Below are 17511 nucleotides of genomic sequence, written 5' to 3' on the forward strand. Positions count from 1 at the left end.
TTTTTGGAATTATATGACAATAGTTATTATGTATAGCCAAGTTAATCAAAATTTACTATGAGCATTAGTCTCACACCTAAGGAAGAAAGCTTTATTGAAACAAAGCTGCAAACTGGAAAATACCATTCTGTAGAAGAAGTTCTAGAAATCGCTCTCAAGTTGCTAGATGAGTATGATCGTTCTGAGACAGAATGGGTTGAGGAAGTGTGTGAAAAAATTGATGCTGCTATTGAAATTCTAGAACACACAGCACCTATGGACGGTGAAACATTTGTAAATCAAATTTTAGATCATTTTCAGCAACAGCGACAGGTACAAAAATGAATCGTTACGTTATTCTCTCTTATTTTACCCAAAGTGATAAAATAATTAAATTTATCTAACTAACTACAATTTTAATTGTTAAATAGTAGATATGGATAATCCTAAATATTCCCAATCAAATGGGATTAATTACCTATTATGCAAATTGATACAAATAGCTTTTCATGGTTTGATGTAGCAGATGATGTGAAAGAACTATTGATATTAGCTGCACAGACTTGGGAAAATACAGAAGAATCTACAAAATATATGCAGCAAGCGTTAGCTAAAACAGGAGATAACACAGATGTTTTAGTTGCAGCTTATAGATATTTTTACTACAAAAATAATTATGTCTTAGCACTGACAACAGCAGAGAAAATAACCGCTAAAATAAAAAAAGCGGAAAGTCTACCTGATAATTGGCAAGAACTTAAACCTATCCTAGTTAAACGTCACGAAGAATCTCAAATCAGATTGTACTTAACTGCTTATGCTGCTTCTGGTTTGGTATTAGCTAAACTAGGAAACATAGAAAAAGCAAAGGAAATCAGTATCAGAATAAAAGGTATTGATGACAAAAATGATTTTGGTGCTGGTATTCTTCTAGATATTTTAACTCGTCCACCAGAAGTAGATGATTAAATCTGGAAATAGGGAAAAACCCCTACAAATGACAACCACAAGCAATCAGCAAATTACGAATCATGAATAATTGGTTATCTTTCAACTCAAATTCCCAGCTAATATCCTCATCTTCTAACCAGAATACTGTGATTCTACCGGGAATGCCTACATCTCCAATAACTCCTATAACTAAAATGCCTCAAACCTCTCCTCCTATCATTTTTTTACCTAATTCTGCACAGTCAATATTTTAAAATTTATGCAAGGTCAGGATTTATTTGTTGCTGAAAATGGACAATATCAAGTTTGTAAATCAGCAAGATCATGGGATTTATTGCGTGATAATTATCGTCTGTATCGCTTTTTAACTGAAGTCGAAGATATCCTCAAAAATGTTGAAGATGAATCAACACGACTACCAGAAATTAGAATGTTGGTAAGACGATTAATTATTAATTCCTATTGGGTACAAAGTCAATCTTTACAACCTGATCTAAAAACGGGAATCTCGGTTCTACTATTATATGATGAATTAGGATTTCCCCTAACTGTACAAACAGTAACATTTGCACCAGGAACAACTTCTAATATTCATAATCATGGAACATGGGGAGTAGTCGCAATCTTAAAAGGTCAGGAAAAAAACACATTTTGGCGACGGAGTTCTCACCCAGAATTTCCTGATAAAATTGAAAAAACAGGCGAAGTAAATTTATCCCCCGGTGATATTATCAGTTTTACACCTGAGACAATACATCAAGTTCAAGCCATTGGTAAAGAACCAACAGTAACATTTAATATTTATGGAGAAACAAACCCAAAACAGAGATTTGAATTTGACGTAACTAATCACATTGCTAAAAAATTTTAAAGGTAGTGGCAAAAAAAGAAATAACAGATTATGCTGATAAATATTATAGAAAATAAGATCCCCGACTTCTTTTTAGATATTGTCAATAAATGAATAATTAATCTTAGAAGTCGGGGATCTAAGTGTTAGCTATCAATCAAAATAATCATCTTCCCTCTGCGTTTATCTGCGTTCATCTGCGGTTAATTATTTCCTATCCAAACATCCAACTATAACCTTATAGGAGAAACAGCAATGGCCAGAGTAATTTTCTATGAAAAACCAGGTTGTAAAGGTGGTACAAAGCAAAAAGTTTTGCTAACAGCAGCAGGTCATGAAGTAGTAGCATATAACCTATTAACAGAACCTTGGACAGTGGAAAAATTGCGGTCATTTTTTGGCGATCGCCCCGTCAGAGAATGGTTCAATAAAGCTGCGCCTAGTGTAAAATCAGGAGAGGTGAATCCCGAAAACATCACCGCTGAAAATGCCTTGGTCATGATGCTGAGAGATCCCTTATTAATCCGTCGTCCCTTGATCCAAGTAGGGGATAAAAGAGAAGTAGGTTTTGATGTCGAGAAAATTGACGCATGGATAGGCTTAAAAGCCGTAGATGACTCTTTAAAACCAATGAGTGAACACCTCATGCAGCAGAACCTCCAAGGCTGCACTCATGGACATAATCACGACCACCATCATGGTAAAGGTGGTTGTAAAAATCACTGATAAGGACATCAACATTAGATATTAACAAGCCTCTACCCGCCTCTTTCTTGGTCATCAAATATATTAAGAGAAAAAGCGGGTAGTGAGGGTAATTTATCTATAATCCTGTCTTTGAATATCCCGTAATCTCGCTGCATCACGCATACCATAATCAGTGCGAGTAAAGCGATTTAGCTGCATTTCAAAAAATTCCCTATTTGCTTGTAAATGCTGAGGATTTTCATCATCTAAAGGATACAAAAGGGCAGTTCTTAAAGCTTGAATTACCGCCGATGTGACATTATACATCGAACGTTGAAAAGTAATCCCCAATTGAATCAAAATATCCTCTTCTCCTCGACAATGTTCTTGGTAATAATCAACAAGATATTGAGGCAAAAAGTGCAACATATCTTGCATTAATAATGTGGGAGGAATACCCGCTGTACCCACAGGAAAAACATCAGCGTAAAGAATCCCATAATGAAAGTCTTTTTGATCTTCTGGAACTTGTCCCGCTTGGGCATTATAAGACTTTGTGCCTCTAAATGGTGCTGTGCGATAAAAAACAGCTTCTACATAGGGTAATGCGGCTTCATATAGCCAAGTAAAACCTTTAGATTTGGGGATGATTTCATAACATTCACCATCAATATAAACATGATGATAAATCGGACGACCTGCAATAGCAAATATACCATTTATGAGAAAATTCATGGCATCAGGTACACTTTTGAAACCACCTTCATCATAAATATCTGACATTTCAAAAAATACTGGTGCCATGACTTCCCAAAAAAGTCCTAAATTAGAATAATAGGACATCATCCGGCACTGTTCCAAAAACATATCAGGAAACAGTTTATAAAGTCCCGACATGAGGGGGTTTTTCCGAAAATAAGCTTTAATGGCTTTATCAGCATTAGCTTTATATTCTTCGGAATCTAAATAGGCATCAAATTGATTAACAGGTGCATACATTTTGCGATGCCAAAACATAGCCTGCATACAGGCTTCCGCAAATTCCATATTGATTCTATCATGGAATAAATGATGGAAAATTTTCGGCATTTTGGTAGTTTCACCCTTTTCCATAAATGCCAAAAGTTCTGGGTGTGCAGTGGCTATACCTCGCCAAATTCTTAAATCAGCATCATCCCCGGCATAGTGATTATGTAAGTCTAAATATTCTTGGGGTAAGAAATATTTAAAAGCTGGCAAAGGATCTAAAAATACTCTTTCGGCAATATAAAGTAAGTCTCGCCAATAGAAATCCATTGGTACAGCATAAGCTTTATAAATACCGATAATTTGCATGAGGTTTTCTGGAGTATCTGGCAACATTGAACCGCCAGCTTCTAAGCGATGAATAATTTCTGCAAATTCGTGTTTTGAAGGTGGGATTTTTGTATTTGGTTTAGCTGGAGTTTGTACCATAATATTTTTGTTTTGGGTTTATTTGTTGGCTTCCACACCCGCCTGGAACTTAAGTTCCAGGCTAATAGCTAAAGTTTACTAAAGTAAACTAGGGAATTTCTCGTTCCCATACTCTGTGTGGGAATGAATTCTAGAAGGCTCTGCCTTCAATAATATTAGAATTAGAGGCAGAGCCTCTGTGATAGCATTCCCAGTCGGAGACTGGGAACGAGATAACTACTTCAAGGCAATTACGTTTTTTTCGATAGTGGGAACTGCCGCTACCATAGCGGTAGTTGTGGTTTCACTCCAACGCACTAACCAGGTGGGTTGTACTCCCAAAAAGATAATTAAGAATGCCAAAATTAGCGCGGGAACTTTTTCATTCCATAATACTCTGGGATAGTAGGCTAGGTTATTTTGCAGTTTGCCAAAACAGGTACGGTTGAGAAGAATAAGAAAATAAACTGCGGTTAAACCAGATGCTACTACACATAAAATTGTGGGAATGGGAAAGCTGGAAAAACTGCCTTGAAAGGAAATAAATTCCGCAATGAAACCTGTTAAACCGGGAATACCAGCACTAGCCATGCCACTTAAAACCAGCAAGGCACTAATTAATGGTAAACCGCGAATAGGACTCATTAAACCACTAAGTTTATCTAATTCTCTTGTCCCAACTTTGGTTTCAATAACTCCGACTAAATGGAAGAGAATAGCGAGAATAATTCCATGACTAAACATTTGGGCGACTGCACCAACTAATGCTAAAGGCGTGGCGGCTGCTGCTGCTAGTAAAATATAGCCCATGTGGCCGATAGAACTATATGCTACCATGCGTTTGATGTCTGTTTGGGCGATCGCTACAACTGCCCCATAAATCGCGCTAATTGCCCCCCAAATTGCTAAAGTTGGGGCGATAATCTGCCAAGTTTGCGGAAACATTCCCAACCCAAATCGCAATAATCCATAAGTTCCCAGTTTTGCTAATATTCCCCCTAGCAAAATAGCAATAGGTGTGGAAGCTTCAACATAAGCATCTGGTAGCCAAGTATGGAAAGGAATTAAAGGAATCTTAATGCCAAAACCTAAAACTATTCCTGCTAATAATACTAATTGCATTCCCGCAGAAATGTTTTGAGTCGCCACAGCATCAAAGGCAAAACTATGAGAACCTGTTAACCATACCATGCCTAAAAATGTGGCCAAAATTAAAGCCCCAGAAATGGCTGTATAAATCAGGAATTTCATGCCCGCATAGGCTCGTTTTTCTCCTCCCCAAATGGAGATTAGTAAATAAAATGGAATTAATTCCAATTCATAAAATAGGAAGAACAAAAGCAAATTTTCTGATAAGAAAGCACCAGCAACGCCACCACTAACAAACAAAATCAGGGAATAAAATAACCGAGGACGTTCTGTATCTTTACTGCTGCTGTAAATAGCAATCCAAGTGAGGAAGCTATTTAATACCAACATTAATATTGATAATCCATCAACTCCTAATTGATAATTTAAACCTAATGTTTCATTCCAAGGTAGATATTCTGTAAATTGCATCCCTGGATTGCTGATATCAAATTTTAACAAAATGAAAATATTCCACAGCAAAACTAAACCTGTGACGATTGAAGATACTAACCGAATCTGACTCGCAGGAACATTTTTTGCTGGATAAAAACCGATGATTATAGCGGCTATAATTGGTAGCCAAATTAAAACACTCAACATATTTATTAATTGGTAATTGGTAATTGGTAATTGGTAATTGGTAATTGGTAATTGGTAATTGGTAATTGGTAATTGGTAATTGGTAATTGGTAATTGGTAATTGGTAATTGGTAATATAGCGGTTCTCGATTGAGTGAGATACAAGAACCCCATCCCCAACCCCCTCCAATATCAAAAGTTTATCCTTTTCTTCCCCCCGCTGTGGGGTAGATTATTATCAGCAGTCTAAATCATAGATATTTAGAAAATTAAATTCATGAACTGAATTCCCCAGAAAGGCCATGTCACCCAAGCACCTAAAAAACCGACTCCTAACAGAACTGTTAAGGCATAAAATTGAGTTTGTCCATTGTTACTATATTTCAAGCCTTCACCACCCAATAGAGAGAATAAACCCACAGAGTTGACAATACCATCTATTACAAATCTGTCCAGCATATCGGCAAATTTAGAAAGTTGGGCAACGCCGAAAATAATGGTAACTTTGTAAATTTGAGGGGTGTAAAAATCGTAAGCAAATAAATTTTGTAAACCTTGCCAGGGTAAACGAATTGGTTTGGGAATGTTGCCTAAATAGATGATGCTACTAATACTACAACCGAAGATACTAGACCAAATTAATAGGAGGGCAACATCTTTATTTAATGTTGCCCAGTCTGGAAGTAATGATAAACTTTGCAACACTAAAGGCAGGTGTAAAACAAAGCCAGATAAAACCATCATTGGTAACACCATTAACCAAATAGCTTCGGGAGAACGTTCACTCATTTGTTTGGGTTTACCACCAAAGATTAAAGCAAATTCTCTAGTTAAACTAAATGTAGTTAAGGCATTAACAAAAATTACTATTCCTACTAAAGTCGGATGTGTTTCCCATAACCCATCAGCTAATTTAAATAATGCCCAAAAACTACCTAAAGGGGGAAAACCAATTAAACCCAATGTACCGACAATAAATGCTATCCCGGACATGGGACGACGTGACCACAATCCACCTAATTGGGTAACATCTTGGGTGACACTATTCCAAACAATGCCCCCGGTACTCATAACTAATAATGCAGCGGATACGGCATGGGTGAGAACTAATAATAATGCGGTTTCATCCTGCTGTGTGCCTACAGCAATAAATATCAAGCCCATGTAAACACTGACAGAATAGGATAAACAGCGTTTAATGTCAATTTGAGCGATCGCAATTAACGCCCCACCAATAGCCGTCACCGCCCCAATCGCCACTATCGCCGAAGATGCCACAGGTGATAAACTAAACACAGGTTGCAATTTAATTAATACCCATGCCCCACTGGCCACTACCACCGAACTCCGCAAAATTGTACTGGGAACAGGTCCCTCCATGGCCTCATCTAACCATAGGTGCAAAGGAAACTGGGCGCATTTACCCATTGGCCCAGCAATTAATCCGAAACAGACTAAAGTGATAATTGTGGGGTCAACATTCGCGGTGGCCGCCCATGCAGTTAACTCTGTATAATTCCAAGTTCCTGAGAGTGTCCAAAGTCCCAAGACACCCATTAATAAAAACAAGTCTCCCACCCGTTTAGTCAAAAAAGCATCACGCGCCCCAGTCACTACCAAGGGTTGACTAAACCACAAACCTACTAATAGGTAAGTTCCCAATGTGAGGACTTCCAGAATTACATAAGTGGAAAATAAATCGTTACACAAAACCAAAGCACAAAGACCAGCTTCAAATAATCCTAATAAGGAAAAGAAGCGTCCCCAACCCCAGTCCATTTCCATGTAACCAATAGCGTATATCTGCGCTAACAAGTTCAAGCCAGTAATAATAATTACTGCCCCGATGCTGACAGCAGAAAGTTCTAAATTAATAGTCAGGTTTAAACCTGCTGTTGATAGCCAAGGAATAAATACTTCTTTAGCTGGATGATTCCAAATAGCAAAGAAAGCAAAGACGGCATGGAAAAAGGAGATAAAGGTCATCACCACGTTGACATATCCCGCCGGTCGAGGACCAGTTTTGCGAATGATCCCCGGCGACCAAGGTATAGCTAAAAGCCCACCTATCAAAGCATAAACCGGAATTAGCCAAACAGTGTCTACTAAATACTGATCCATTAAATTACCTCTATAGTTTGCAGCAAAAATTAAAGAAAACACACCAAGTAGCGTTGATCCCTATCAACTTAGTGATGACAGACAATGAAAATTTATCTTTATTTAATATTGTTAGCAATAGCTTACCTTTATCTGTGCCAAAAAAGAATTACCTAATTAAACAAATTCACGATTTCTTTTGTAAAGAATTCTTATATTTCAATCAATTGAATTATCAAATAGCAACTATTACATTTAGTCTATGGATTGTATTTGTCTATAGTATCTATAGTATAGGGGCGGTATTTTCCACCCCGATCAAATTCACACTTTAGCAATTATGTCAAGTTGCAAATTGGGTAAATTACTTGACGCAATGATTACGACTGGGCTGAGTTGACTAACGGGCGCTGGCTTCATATCCCGATAATCAATAATTTGGACAACGATTAGGTATGCAATAGCCAGAAGTATAGAAATTGCACCTGTAATAATCGCAACTATCTGAGAACGGTTCATAAGTGTTTCCTACAAATTAAGTTATTGAGAGACTTAGAGGATGTTTGAAAAGTTTTGAATGTATAAATTGACCCCTCTCCAAACCTCTCCCCGACGCGGGGAGAGGCTTTGAAAACCCCATTCCCTGGTAGGGAAGGGGGGCAGGGGGTTAGGTTTTTGGAGATTATGGGTTTCATCTGATACTTTTCAAACAACCTCTTATATATCTAGATTGCCATAAATTCTGAAATCAGTTTCATTTGCCAAAATATATCTGAAGCTGATAGGATAATGAAAAAGTTAGATATCAAGAACTCTCAGTAATTCTTTAGCTACATACTCAACCACAGGAACAGGAACAGCATTACCAAACTGTTTTTTAGCAACCTCATCTTTTTTATGGTATTCAAAATTCAGAGGAAATCCTTGTAATTTACAAGCGTGTTTTGCAGTAATGGGTATATATTTCTGCGGTTGATAAATTTTTTCTAAGAAAAGATTTTTATATTCCTGTGGATGACTAGCATGAATAGATACAGTTGCGATATGGTCTTTAGAACCAGTAGCAGTTAAAGTTGGGAAAATTTCAGCAGTCGGTAAAATAATTCTATAAATATTATTAATACCTGTCATATTTTTAGAATTTACAAATTCATATTTATGATCAGATGTTAACCGGAATATTCCTTTTTCCAGCAATTTATTTAATTCATTGATCTCTATATCGGTGATTATTTCTCGGAAATCTTCAAAAGATAAAGGATTACCATCTTTATCTCCATATTTTTTACTTCTTCTATATTTAAGAAGTGTTAAGCAAATCATTTTTTCTCTATCACTCGTATTGATAATATCCCAAGAGTGAATTGTTGTATGTCCATTCCTTAAATCAGAAAAAATGAAAAAATCATTTAACTCATCATCTTTTTGAAATCTCGTTCTTGATGGTGGAATTACACCTTTAAATAAAGTATTTGCATCTAGTTTAACTTTTTCAACAAAATTAATATTTTTTAATTCATCCAAAATATCTAGAACTTTTGGGTGAATATTCAAAGGTTTAGGAAATTTATACTCCTGACATCTTTCTATATCCCTTCTAATCCCAACAATAAAAACTCTATCTCTATTTTGAGGTAAACCAAAATCGTAAGCATGAAGAACTTTCCATTTCACGCAATATCCTGTATTTGCTAATTCGTTAAGAATCAGTTCCAAATTATCCCGATTTTTAGGACTTGCTAATCCACTAACATTTTCAAAAATGAATCCTTTCGGTTGATTTTTATTCACTAGTCGAATTACACAGGGCAAACGCACCTAAATTCTGTAATCCATGCCCAGCAAGGGTTTTAACTTTTAGTTACAAAACTTAACAATCGTCAAAACCTTTGTCCAGTAAGCATTCTAAAAATAAGATGCGCTTGCCCTGTCGAATTACATCAAACCATAATTTTCCTCGCTTGTCTTCAAATCCCCTTAAACAACCAGCAACAGACCAAGGTTGACAGGGAACACCACCAACAATTACGTCAATATTCGGTGGAAGGTCACTAATATTGGTAATATCTCCTAATTCAATTTCATGTTTATTAAAGTAACTAATAAAATTTTGCTGATAAACTTTAATTGCTTGTTTGTCTATTTCAGAATAGCCTAAACATTGACCAACTAATTTATCTAAAGCAATTCTAAATCCACCAATACCAGCAAAAAGATCAATAAAAGTGAATTGTTTTTGATGAGTTACTAATTTTAGAGGTAATTCTACTTGTTTTGATATTGGTGAAAATATAGATTTCATATTTGTTAGCTATTGTATCAACTAACTATCACATAGTTATAAACTTAGTATATCATCAAATACACAGATGGAATTAAATTTTATGTCCCTAACCGAAGAAATTCTTTCCCAACTCCCAGGCGATGTTTTAGGCGGCTTGCGTCGGACTGACAGCATATTAGCATTGTTGCGAACAGGTAACGCACCCATACCCAACGTAGTTACAGAAAATCCCAAAAATTTAGAATCTGTAGAATTTGATGTCATTATCTGCGGTGGAACTTTAGGAATTTTGATTGGTTGCGCTTTAGCTGTACGTGGTGTGGGCGTAGCCTTACTAGAAAGGGGAATTTTGCGCGGAAGAGAACAGGAATGGAATATTTCTCGCAAAGAGTTAGAAGTAGTTCGGGAATTGGAATTGTTGACAGCAGACGAATTAGCACAAGCTATCGTCACTGAATATAACCCCGCAAGAGTTAGCTTTCAAGGAGGTACAGAAGTTTGGGTAGAAGATGTTCTTAACATTGGTGTCAATCCTATTTATCTCCTCGAAACCTTAAAAACCCGCTTTCTTAAGCTTGGAGGAAAGTTATTTGAAAATACACCATTTAATGATGCAGTAGTTCACCCAAATGGAGTCATAGTCAATAATCAATTTACTGCAAAATTGTTACTAGATGCTATGGGAAATCTTTCTCCAATTAGCCAACAAGCGCGTCAAGGAAAAAAACCAGATGCGCTTTGTTTAGTTGTGGGAACTTGTGCTAAAGGATATCCAGAAAATAACTCAGGAGACTTGTTGTTATCTTTCACAGCTTTGGAAAATCAATGTCAATATTTTTGGGAAGCATTTCCCGCAAAAGACGGAAGAACAACCTATCTATTCACTTATTTAGATTCAGCACCAGAAAGATTAAGTTTAGAAACTTTATTTGCTGAATATTTACGCTTGTTACCAGAATATCAAGGTGTGGAAATTAGGGAATTAAATTTTCAACGGGCTTTGTTTGGTTTCTTTCCTAGTTATCGTCAAAGTCCTCTGCAAACCCCTTGGAATCGGATTCTCCCAGTGGGAGATAGTAGCGGTAATCAATCACCTTTAAGTTTTGGTGGTTTTGGGGCTATGGTACGTCATTTACAAAGGCTAACTTTAGGAATTGCAGAAGCATTAAAAACTGATCAATTATCTGCCCAATCTTTGGCAATATTGCAACCCTATCAACCGAGTTTAAGTGTAACTTGGTTATTCCAAAAAGCCATGAGTGTAGGTGTAAATCAGAAAATTAATTCCAATCAAATTAACCAATTACTCTCCGCTGTATTTGCCCAAATGCAGCAGTTAGGAACACCTATTTTAAAACCTTTTTTACAAGATATTGTTCAGTTTTGGGCGTTAACAAAAACTTTGTTAAAAACTGGTTTATCTCATCCTTTATTAGTTGCGAAAATCATTCCCCAAGTTGGTTTATTGAGTTTGTTGGATTGGATGTTACATTATGTGAATTTAATTGTGTATACTAGTTTGTTCTCTCTAAGTCCAAGATTAGAACCATTAGTTAATAATCTATCACCAGAAAACCGATATTATTGGCATCGGTTAATAGATAAATGGAAGTTTGGTTCTGGTAGTGATTATTAGTCCTATATATTTTTCAGCTATGAAGACAATGGCGGATTTTTTGCATCTCCGTTGTCGCTAAACCTAAATACATTTGCTGTAATTCTGTGGATAAATCAGGGTTTTTGATCAAATGTTCTATCCGGCTTTGCACAGTAGCAATCAAGTTATCTAAGTTTTCGTCAGCAACTATATGTTGTTTCTGTATCTGCTTTAAGTCTGGCTGTAGTGGTAGTTCGGTGGAGTTACTTTGGTTATGGAAAGATTTAGCTTTTTCGGTTTCTAATTGAGCTACAGTTATTTGTAATGTTTCTATGACTCCATACATCTCCAGTGGATCAAATATCCGTAACAAACTGGTTTGAGTGACGATCGCTAACTTTGCTCCCCAATCCCAGGATACAACTAATCGCTGCACTCGTCGCTGCTGCATTTCTTGATGGGCAGACCAGAGAGAATCTTCTGGACTTAGCAAAAATAAGGGTGTACTCATCACTGTTTTTGCCTCAATTTGAGCCAAATTTAATCCCAATGCTTGAAATTGTACGATGTCTCTTTCTGTCACAATTCCTACTGGTTTAAAAGCTGATAAGACATCGTTCCAGGAATCTGTTTTGACTATCACCACGCAACTAACTTGATTTTCCGCCATCATCTGCGCCAAACTGAGTACGGAGGCTGTAGGTGGTGCATGAATTACCTGAGTGGTCATTACTTCTGACACCCGCCGCATTTTCAGCAAGTTGGTGGGGCGCAAAACTTGCCTAATACTTTCTGGGGAGACAATCCCCACGAGTTGTTCCTCTGCATTGACTATCACTAAGTGGCGAATGCGATATCGTCGAAACAAAAACAGTGCGGCAAAGATATCTCGAAATGCAGTTTCCGCCAAGGTTATGACTGGATGCACCATGACATCAGCTATTTTCACATCAGCAAAATTTCTACCCGCCGCTGTAAGTTTGACAATATCTCGCTCCGTGAAAATACCCAGTATTTCTGTTTCTTCCATGACTAAAATACAACTTGAACGCGTACCTCCCATGGAACTAAAGCCAATTGCTGAATCAAAATCAGGTAATAAACAACTATTACCTCGCGTCTGATTCATTAAATTCACAACATCAATTAGGGAAGTATGGGGCGCAACAACCAGTGGATGCCTATCTATCGCCTCTTCTAAGCAGGGAACGCCAATGAGTGGGTCATCAATTTGCATGGTTGACAATAGCTGATGAAGTTAATTTATGAAGTTTTGTAAAGTTTTTTGTCATATACATATTATTTCTACAAATTTCAGTTATGATACGGGGGATGTAAAGGATAAAACGGGGTAAACAGTTTATATATAAAGGATTGAACGCTCAAAAGGTAAATATGGGATAAAATTTAAAGTTGTCTATCCAAATAGGGCAAAGAAGACATTTTTACGTTGTGGTTCTAAATCAGAGCCAATGTGGGCATCAGTCTTCGTCCATGCCAGAAATCCTCTGTATTTTACCATATAGCCTGTCTAGGACTCTTTTAACTGATACAGGTTGCCACTGACTGCCTCGCTTGGTTGTATATCCTTGCTGGTTAAGCCACGCGGCAATTTGTGGAAGTGATTTTCCTGACTTGTGGTGACGGCGAATTAATTCAATGATCTGTTGTTCAGATGGATTCTCTACTAGTTCACCATTAACTGACTGTTGACCAAAAGCAGGTGAACCATAGCCGGCATAGCCGCCACTGGCAGCTTTCGCTTTCCTGGCTTGGTCTAGCTTTTCCCACAGGTAAGAGTCTTTTGATTTTTCAGTTGCCATAGTTTTGAGAATTCAATCACCTCTGTAGATATGATATCTCAAATATTGGCTATTCCTAGAGGAATCCTATATTTGGCGATTGTATTGGTTGTTGATTTCATCTCATCTTAGGTTGGAAATAGGGGGTGTTTGAATGCGATTGATTTTCTTGGGAGTACCGGGTGCTGGCAAGAGTACCCAGGGGGCAGCACTGTCAAGCCAATGGCAAATTCCGCATATTTCCATGGATGATATATGCCGTCAGGCGATCGCTAAAGAGACTTCTTTCGGCTTAAAAGTCAAGCCGTATATAGAAAGAGGTGATTTAGTTCCAGATGATTTCATTCTTGATATCATCCGCCAACACTTCAGTCATTCCTCTGCCCAACGGGGTTGGATTCTGGATGGATTTCCTAGTAATTTATCCCAGGTGAAACTTCTTGATCAATTACTATTAGAAATCCGGGCTAAAGGCAACACTGCATTATCAGAACAGCCTTACGACCAAGTTTTTAGCTTTTATGTCCCAATTGATGTTTTGGTACAAAGGTTACTGCAACGAGGTCGCTCAGACGATAATCATGAGGTTATTTATAGGCGAATAGAAGTCTATCAGGAGCATTCTACTCCCTTAATTCAGCATTATCGCCAACAAGGTTGTTTAACTGTGATTAATGGCGATCGCCCAGTCGAAATAGTAACTCAGTTTTTACAAGATTCTTTTTCTAAATCTCGTTTAATAGGAAACAAAAAAACTTTAAATGCTAGAAAAAGATTAATCAAAGCAGGAAAACAGATTTTATCTGCATGACACAAAAATAAAGTAAAAGTCCTGAGTATTTTATGCGAAATAAAAGAAAAATCAAAAGATTGAAATTTCTATGGCATCAGGGTTATAGCACTTCTGAGATTGGCTTTACCTCAACAAACAACTTAACTCATGGACATTCCATCTTATCCTTGACAATTTCCCATTTCCCAACCACATAATCACCAATTTTAATTTTTACTGGAGAAACCTATGGCTACTTCTGAAAGTCCGAATGAAACTCTTGTTCAATATATCCAAAAATCAGACTTTGAATCGCTCTTAGAGGCGAAAGAGTTGTTTGTCATGGACTGCACCGCAACTTGGTGCGGACCTTGTAGAATGGTTGCTCCTTTAATGGATCAACTGGCCCAAGAATACAAAGATCAGGCAAAAGTAGTCAAGTTAGATGTTGGTGATGGCGAAAATCAAAGCATTGCTAAAAAGTACGGTATTCGCAGTATTCCCGCAGTTATGTTTTTCAATCATGGCGAATTATCAGAAATAGTTGTTGGGGTAGTTCCCTATGAGAAATTCACCACAGCTTTAAACAAAATACTTTCACCTTCTTGAGGGGGTTTCTCCATGCAGAGAGCGTATATATTTCCATGTCCTAATTGCGGTAGTGAAGCAAAACGTCAGTTTTTAACTGATGGAAAACTAGCTCACAAGCATTCTTTGATGAATCAAATTATCCGTACAGAGTGTCCAGTTTGTGACTACCTGATGGTAATGCGCTCTCTGGATGGAAGTGTCATTGAAGCTTACGCACCCGGAATACCAAGTAATTTTCAACCATTAACTACATCTAATCTTTCTCCAAAAGTGTCTGAGCAGCAAATATTAGAAATAAGTGAATCTATTTCCATCTGCTCCATATTTAGACATTTACCCAATCAAAGTCCCACAGACTCATACCCATTACTTTCAGGATTTTAACCATGATCAAAGCTGAAGACATAATGACCACAGAAGTTGTCACAATCCGTGGTTCAGCAACCGTAGCCGAAGCCGTAGCACTGATGAAAGAACGCCATTTGCGATCTTTAATTGTCGAACCTCGCACAGAAAATGACCCCTATGGCATGATCACTGAAACTGATATTGTTTATAAAGTTGGTGCTTATGGTAAAGACTCCAAACAAGTGCGAGTTTATGAAATTATGACCAAGCCTTGTATTGTCGTCAATCCTGAACTTGGTGTGGAGTATGTAGCCCGCTTATTTGCCAATACAGGCATCCGTCGCGCCCCTGTAATTAAAGGTAAGCTATTAGGAATCATCTCAATTACCGATATCCTCAGAAAAAGTGACTTTGTGGAAAACCCAAAAAGCTATTTTGAAATGTATTGTCAAGAATTTCCCAATGCCTTAGAAGCCAGAATTTACGAAGATTAAATCCAAGAATTCATGGTTTTTTGCTCAGTCAAGCATACTCATTTACATAAGAATAATCAGCAATCTAGAGAAAGCTGAAACTGGCTTTTTGCAAACTCAATACAATTCACAAGTTACCCACAAGTTTCAATCCAACTATTAACAGGAATTTATAAACCGATGATGAAAGCTGAAGACATAATGACCACAGAAGTGATTACAATTCGTGGTTCAGCAACCGTAGCGGAAGCTGTGGATTTGATGAAATATAAAGGTTTGCGATCTTTAATTGTGGAACCTCGTACAGAAAATGACCCCTATGGCATGGTCAGTGAAACTGATATTGTCTATAAAGTTGCTGCTCACGGTAAAGACTCCAAACAAGTGCGAGTTTATGAAATTATGACCAAGCCTTGTATTGTCGTCAATCCTGAGCTTGGTGTGGAGTATGTAGCTCGCTTGTTTGCCAATACCCGTATTCGTCGCGCTCCCGTAATTAAAGGTAAGCTGTTAGGAATCATCTCAATTACCGATATCCTCAGAAAAAGTGATTTGTTTGAAAATCCAAAACGTATCTTTATTGAGGACGAAATAGAAGTTGCACGGGAAGAAGCGAGAACAATTTGTGCAACTAAGGGCGATTCTTCTCGTGAATGTGCAGCAGCTTGGGATATTGTGGAAGAACTTCTGGCAGTAGCATCTGACCAAAGATTAGTGAAGGAGAATGTTGTCGAATAAATACTATTTGCCTTGCCTGATTTGCCGAAAATTCTCATAGGGGTAAAGGTTTTCTCTTTGCTTTTTCCCCTTAAATAACAACTATGGGGATAGTTTATTTGTCCCTTTTTTCGGATGGAATGAGTCAGGATTTAGATTTAACTTCTATTTCTCATATCCAAAAACTTCAATTGTTGATATAAACAACGAATTTGCTGCAAATTTACACCTGCTAATTCTGCTTTTCTTAATGGATTACCAAAAATTGCTTCTAATTCTAAAGGACGTTTTTCATCAAAATCAATTTTCATGCTGGTGCGGTAAGGTTTCATTTTCACGGTGTAATCTAACATGGTTTGAACGAAACTTTCAGGAATAATTCTGCCCGTACTTTTTGCCCCTATAACTACTTCCCACATCAAACTTTCTACTAACTGACGAGTATATATATCTGTCATTAATTCATCGGTTCTCCCATCAAGAATCACAGATAAGCCATTATAGGGAATATTCCAAACTAACTTTTTCCAACGTCCTAATAGTAAATCTTCTAATAGTTCTATTGATATACCGGCATTTTCAAAATCTGCGGCAATTTCTCGCATTTTTTTAGTAATGCCAATTGATTGATAATTAGATGTATATTCACCTAATGTAATTTGTCCATAATCTAAATGATGAATATGTCCTGGTGCAACTTTATTAGAACAGAGAAAACATAAACCCCCAATAACGTGGACATTATTCACAATTTCCGCAACTTCTGCTTCTATACCCAATCCATTTTGTAATACCAATACTACCCCGTCATCTTTAACTATTGGCGGTAATAAATCTGGTAAAAGTTGATTTTGGGTAGTTTTTAGTGATACTATAACCACATCACACTGTGGCATCTTGTCTACATTGTTATAGGCATTAACTTGAGAAAGGGTAAAGTCACCGTCTTTAGACTCAATAATTAAACCTTGTTCGCTTACCTGTTGATAATCACTTTTGAGTAGATAATGAACTTCTAAACCGGATTTTTGCAGTTTTGCACCATAAAATCCACCTAATGCACCAGTCCCCAATATTGCATAAGTGCGTTTATCCATTTTATGTATAAAAAAATATTCAGAAAATCATCAGAATATATTTTATCAGAATTGTCATTAATAAAACTTAAACATGATTTACTATTTTTTAGAACCTTTGGTAGATGAGAGGTAAAGTC

Annotated in this window: 19 protein-coding genes and 1 pseudogene; 11 read left to right on the plus strand and 9 right to left on the minus strand. The window is 37.1% G+C overall.

Features of this window, described 5'->3' with window-relative positions; genetic code table 11:
- The first annotated feature begins 57 nt into the window (after positions 1 to 57).
- The 4 genes from BMF77_RS07995 to BMF77_RS08010 all read left to right on the plus strand — a co-directional run bounded on the left by BMF77_RS07995 (position 58) and on the right by BMF77_RS08010 (position 2506).
- Positions 58 to 324, plus strand: coding sequence for a type II toxin-antitoxin system ParD family antitoxin (locus BMF77_RS07995; protein WP_148761965.1), 267 nt, complete (start codon positions 58 to 60; stop codon positions 322 to 324).
- Between the two features lie 138 nt (positions 325 to 462).
- Complete coding sequence (locus BMF77_RS08000) at positions 463 to 948, plus strand: hypothetical protein (protein WP_015079410.1); 486 nt, start codon at positions 463 to 465, stop codon at positions 946 to 948.
- A 241-nt stretch (positions 949 to 1189) separates the two neighbouring features.
- The gene (locus BMF77_RS08005) at positions 1190 to 1801 is read left to right on the plus strand and encodes a cupin (protein WP_148761967.1); all 612 of its coding nucleotides are present in this window, start codon (positions 1190 to 1192) and stop codon (positions 1799 to 1801) included.
- A gap of 234 nt (positions 1802 to 2035) precedes the next feature.
- Entirely contained in the window at positions 2036 to 2506 is a 471-nt protein-coding gene (locus BMF77_RS08010; RefSeq protein ID WP_148761969.1) for an ArsC/Spx/MgsR family protein, read from the plus strand.
- Between the two features lie 93 nt (positions 2507 to 2599).
- On the opposite strand, the gene BMF77_RS08015 is transcribed toward BMF77_RS08010, so the two are convergent.
- The 6 genes from BMF77_RS08015 to dcm (BMF77_RS08040) all read right to left on the minus strand — a co-directional run bounded on the left by BMF77_RS08015 (position 2600) and on the right by dcm (BMF77_RS08040) (position 10013).
- The gene (locus BMF77_RS08015; RefSeq protein ID WP_148761971.1) at positions 2600 to 3922 is read right to left on the minus strand and encodes a CO2 hydration protein; all 1323 of its coding nucleotides are present in this window, start codon (positions 3920 to 3922) and stop codon (positions 2600 to 2602) included.
- A gap of 216 nt (positions 3923 to 4138) precedes the next feature.
- On the minus strand, positions 4139 to 5632 hold the full coding sequence (locus BMF77_RS08020) for an NADH-quinone oxidoreductase subunit M (protein WP_148761973.1): 1494 nt from the start codon (positions 5630 to 5632) through the stop codon (positions 4139 to 4141).
- A 240-nt stretch (positions 5633 to 5872) separates the two neighbouring features.
- Complete coding sequence (locus BMF77_RS08025) at positions 5873 to 7732, minus strand: NAD(P)H-quinone oxidoreductase subunit F (protein ID WP_148761975.1); 1860 nt, start codon at positions 7730 to 7732, stop codon at positions 5873 to 5875.
- Positions 7733 to 8035: 303 nt separating this feature from the next.
- Positions 8036 to 8230 (minus strand): hypothetical protein, encoded by a 195-nt coding sequence (locus BMF77_RS08030; protein ID WP_015079417.1) that lies wholly within the window; start codon positions 8228 to 8230, stop codon positions 8036 to 8038.
- Between the two features lie 279 nt (positions 8231 to 8509).
- A complete protein-coding gene (gene dcm, locus BMF77_RS08035; RefSeq protein WP_246863088.1) occupies positions 8510 to 9502 on the minus strand; it encodes a DNA (cytosine-5-)-methyltransferase in 993 nt (330 codons plus the stop codon).
- A 79-nt stretch (positions 9503 to 9581) separates the two neighbouring features.
- Positions 9582 to 10013: a DNA (cytosine-5-)-methyltransferase gene (dcm, locus tag BMF77_RS08040; protein WP_246863089.1), complete on the minus strand. Its 432-nt coding sequence runs from the start codon at positions 10011 to 10013 to the stop codon at positions 9582 to 9584.
- An 82-nt stretch (positions 10014 to 10095) separates the two neighbouring features.
- Here dcm (BMF77_RS08040) and BMF77_RS08045 point away from each other — a divergent pair, with 82 nt between their 5' ends.
- Positions 10096 to 11631 carry an FAD-binding oxidoreductase gene (locus tag BMF77_RS08045; RefSeq protein ID WP_148761977.1) on the plus strand — a complete coding sequence of 512 codons (1536 nt, stop codon included), beginning with the start codon at positions 10096 to 10098 and terminating at the stop codon, positions 11629 to 11631.
- Positions 11632 to 11644: 13 nt separating this feature from the next.
- Here BMF77_RS08045 and BMF77_RS08050 read toward each other — a convergent pair whose 3' ends face one another.
- The gene (locus BMF77_RS08050; RefSeq protein WP_148761979.1) at positions 11645 to 12829 is read right to left on the minus strand and encodes a CBS domain-containing protein; all 1185 of its coding nucleotides are present in this window, start codon (positions 12827 to 12829) and stop codon (positions 11645 to 11647) included.
- A gap of 244 nt (positions 12830 to 13073) precedes the next feature.
- Entirely contained in the window at positions 13074 to 13415 is a 342-nt protein-coding gene (locus BMF77_RS08055) for a recombinase family protein (protein WP_015079420.1), read from the minus strand.
- A gap of 133 nt (positions 13416 to 13548) precedes the next feature.
- Between BMF77_RS08055 and BMF77_RS08060 the strand changes: the two genes are divergently transcribed.
- The 6 genes and pseudogenes from BMF77_RS08060 to BMF77_RS08080 all read left to right on the plus strand — a co-directional run bounded on the left by BMF77_RS08060 (position 13549) and on the right by BMF77_RS08080 (position 16316).
- Entirely contained in the window at positions 13549 to 14205 is a 657-nt protein-coding gene (locus tag BMF77_RS08060) for a nucleoside monophosphate kinase (RefSeq protein WP_148761980.1), read from the plus strand.
- A 210-nt stretch (positions 14206 to 14415) separates the two neighbouring features.
- Positions 14416 to 14775 carry a co-chaperone YbbN gene (locus BMF77_RS08065; RefSeq protein ID WP_015079422.1) on the plus strand — a complete coding sequence of 120 codons (360 nt, stop codon included), beginning with the start codon at positions 14416 to 14418 and terminating at the stop codon, positions 14773 to 14775.
- Between the two features lie 12 nt (positions 14776 to 14787).
- Positions 14788 to 15141 carry a hypothetical protein gene (locus BMF77_RS28935; RefSeq protein WP_334311494.1) on the plus strand — a complete coding sequence of 118 codons (354 nt, stop codon included), beginning with the start codon at positions 14788 to 14790 and terminating at the stop codon, positions 15139 to 15141.
- Between the two features lie 2 nt (positions 15142 to 15143).
- Positions 15144 to 15536 (plus strand): annotated as a pseudogene (locus BMF77_RS08075) (CBS domain-containing protein); the annotation flags it as partial.
- Positions 15537 to 15545: 9 nt separating this feature from the next.
- Complete coding sequence (locus BMF77_RS27750) at positions 15546 to 15599, plus strand: CP12 domain-containing protein (protein ID WP_233467227.1); 54 nt, start codon at positions 15546 to 15548, stop codon at positions 15597 to 15599.
- Between the two features lie 159 nt (positions 15600 to 15758).
- Entirely contained in the window at positions 15759 to 16316 is a 558-nt protein-coding gene (locus tag BMF77_RS08080; RefSeq protein ID WP_148761982.1) for a CBS domain-containing protein, read from the plus strand.
- Positions 16317 to 16453: 137 nt separating this feature from the next.
- Here BMF77_RS08080 and BMF77_RS08085 read toward each other — a convergent pair whose 3' ends face one another.
- Positions 16454 to 17392 carry a putative 2-dehydropantoate 2-reductase gene (locus BMF77_RS08085; protein WP_015079426.1) on the minus strand — a complete coding sequence of 313 codons (939 nt, stop codon included), beginning with the start codon at positions 17390 to 17392 and terminating at the stop codon, positions 16454 to 16456.
- Positions 17393 to 17511: the final 119 nt, after the last annotated feature.

It is taken from the genome of Dolichospermum sp. UHCC 0315A (assembly GCF_008121535.1).
Classification (GTDB): Bacteria; Cyanobacteriota; Cyanobacteriia; order Cyanobacteriales; family Nostocaceae; genus Dolichospermum; species Dolichospermum lemmermannii.

What these genes read in the sequence shown, in the direction of transcription:
- BMF77_RS28935 (WP_334311494.1), top strand. Translation starts at nt 14,788, where the DNA reads ATGCAGAGAGCGTATATATTTCCATGTCCTAATTGCGGTAGTGAAGCA.
- BMF77_RS08020 (WP_148761973.1), bottom strand. Translation starts at nt 5,632, where the DNA reads ATGTTGAGTGTTTTAATTTGGCTACCAATTATAGCCGCTATAATCATC.
- BMF77_RS08065 (WP_015079422.1), top strand. Translation starts at nt 14,416, where the DNA reads ATGGCTACTTCTGAAAGTCCGAATGAAACTCTTGTTCAATATATCCAA.
- BMF77_RS08030 (WP_015079417.1), bottom strand. Translation starts at nt 8,230, where the DNA reads ATGAACCGTTCTCAGATAGTTGCGATTATTACAGGTGCAATTTCTATA.
- BMF77_RS08085 (WP_015079426.1), bottom strand. Translation starts at nt 17,392, where the DNA reads ATGGATAAACGCACTTATGCAATATTGGGGACTGGTGCATTAGGTGGA.
- BMF77_RS07995 (WP_148761965.1), top strand. Translation starts at nt 58, where the DNA reads ATGAGCATTAGTCTCACACCTAAGGAAGAAAGCTTTATTGAAACAAAG.
- BMF77_RS08015 (WP_148761971.1), bottom strand. Translation starts at nt 3,922, where the DNA reads ATGGTACAAACTCCAGCTAAACCAAATACAAAAATCCCACCTTCAAAA.
- BMF77_RS08045 (WP_148761977.1), top strand. Translation starts at nt 10,096, where the DNA reads ATGTCCCTAACCGAAGAAATTCTTTCCCAACTCCCAGGCGATGTTTTA.
- BMF77_RS08080 (WP_148761982.1), top strand. Translation starts at nt 15,759, where the DNA reads ATGATGAAAGCTGAAGACATAATGACCACAGAAGTGATTACAATTCGT.
- BMF77_RS08005 (WP_148761967.1), top strand. Translation starts at nt 1,190, where the DNA reads ATGCAAGGTCAGGATTTATTTGTTGCTGAAAATGGACAATATCAAGTT.
- BMF77_RS08010 (WP_148761969.1), top strand. Translation starts at nt 2,036, where the DNA reads ATGGCCAGAGTAATTTTCTATGAAAAACCAGGTTGTAAAGGTGGTACA.
- BMF77_RS08050 (WP_148761979.1), bottom strand. Translation starts at nt 12,829, where the DNA reads ATGCAAATTGATGACCCACTCATTGGCGTTCCCTGCTTAGAAGAGGCG.
- BMF77_RS08000 (WP_015079410.1), top strand. Translation starts at nt 463, where the DNA reads ATGCAAATTGATACAAATAGCTTTTCATGGTTTGATGTAGCAGATGAT.
- dcm (WP_246863089.1), bottom strand. Translation starts at nt 10,013, where the DNA reads ATGAAATCTATATTTTCACCAATATCAAAACAAGTAGAATTACCTCTA.
- BMF77_RS08060 (WP_148761980.1), top strand. Translation starts at nt 13,549, where the DNA reads ATGCGATTGATTTTCTTGGGAGTACCGGGTGCTGGCAAGAGTACCCAG.
- BMF77_RS08055 (WP_015079420.1), bottom strand. Translation starts at nt 13,415, where the DNA reads ATGGCAACTGAAAAATCAAAAGACTCTTACCTGTGGGAAAAGCTAGAC.
- BMF77_RS08025 (WP_148761975.1), bottom strand. Translation starts at nt 7,732, where the DNA reads ATGGATCAGTATTTAGTAGACACTGTTTGGCTAATTCCGGTTTATGCT.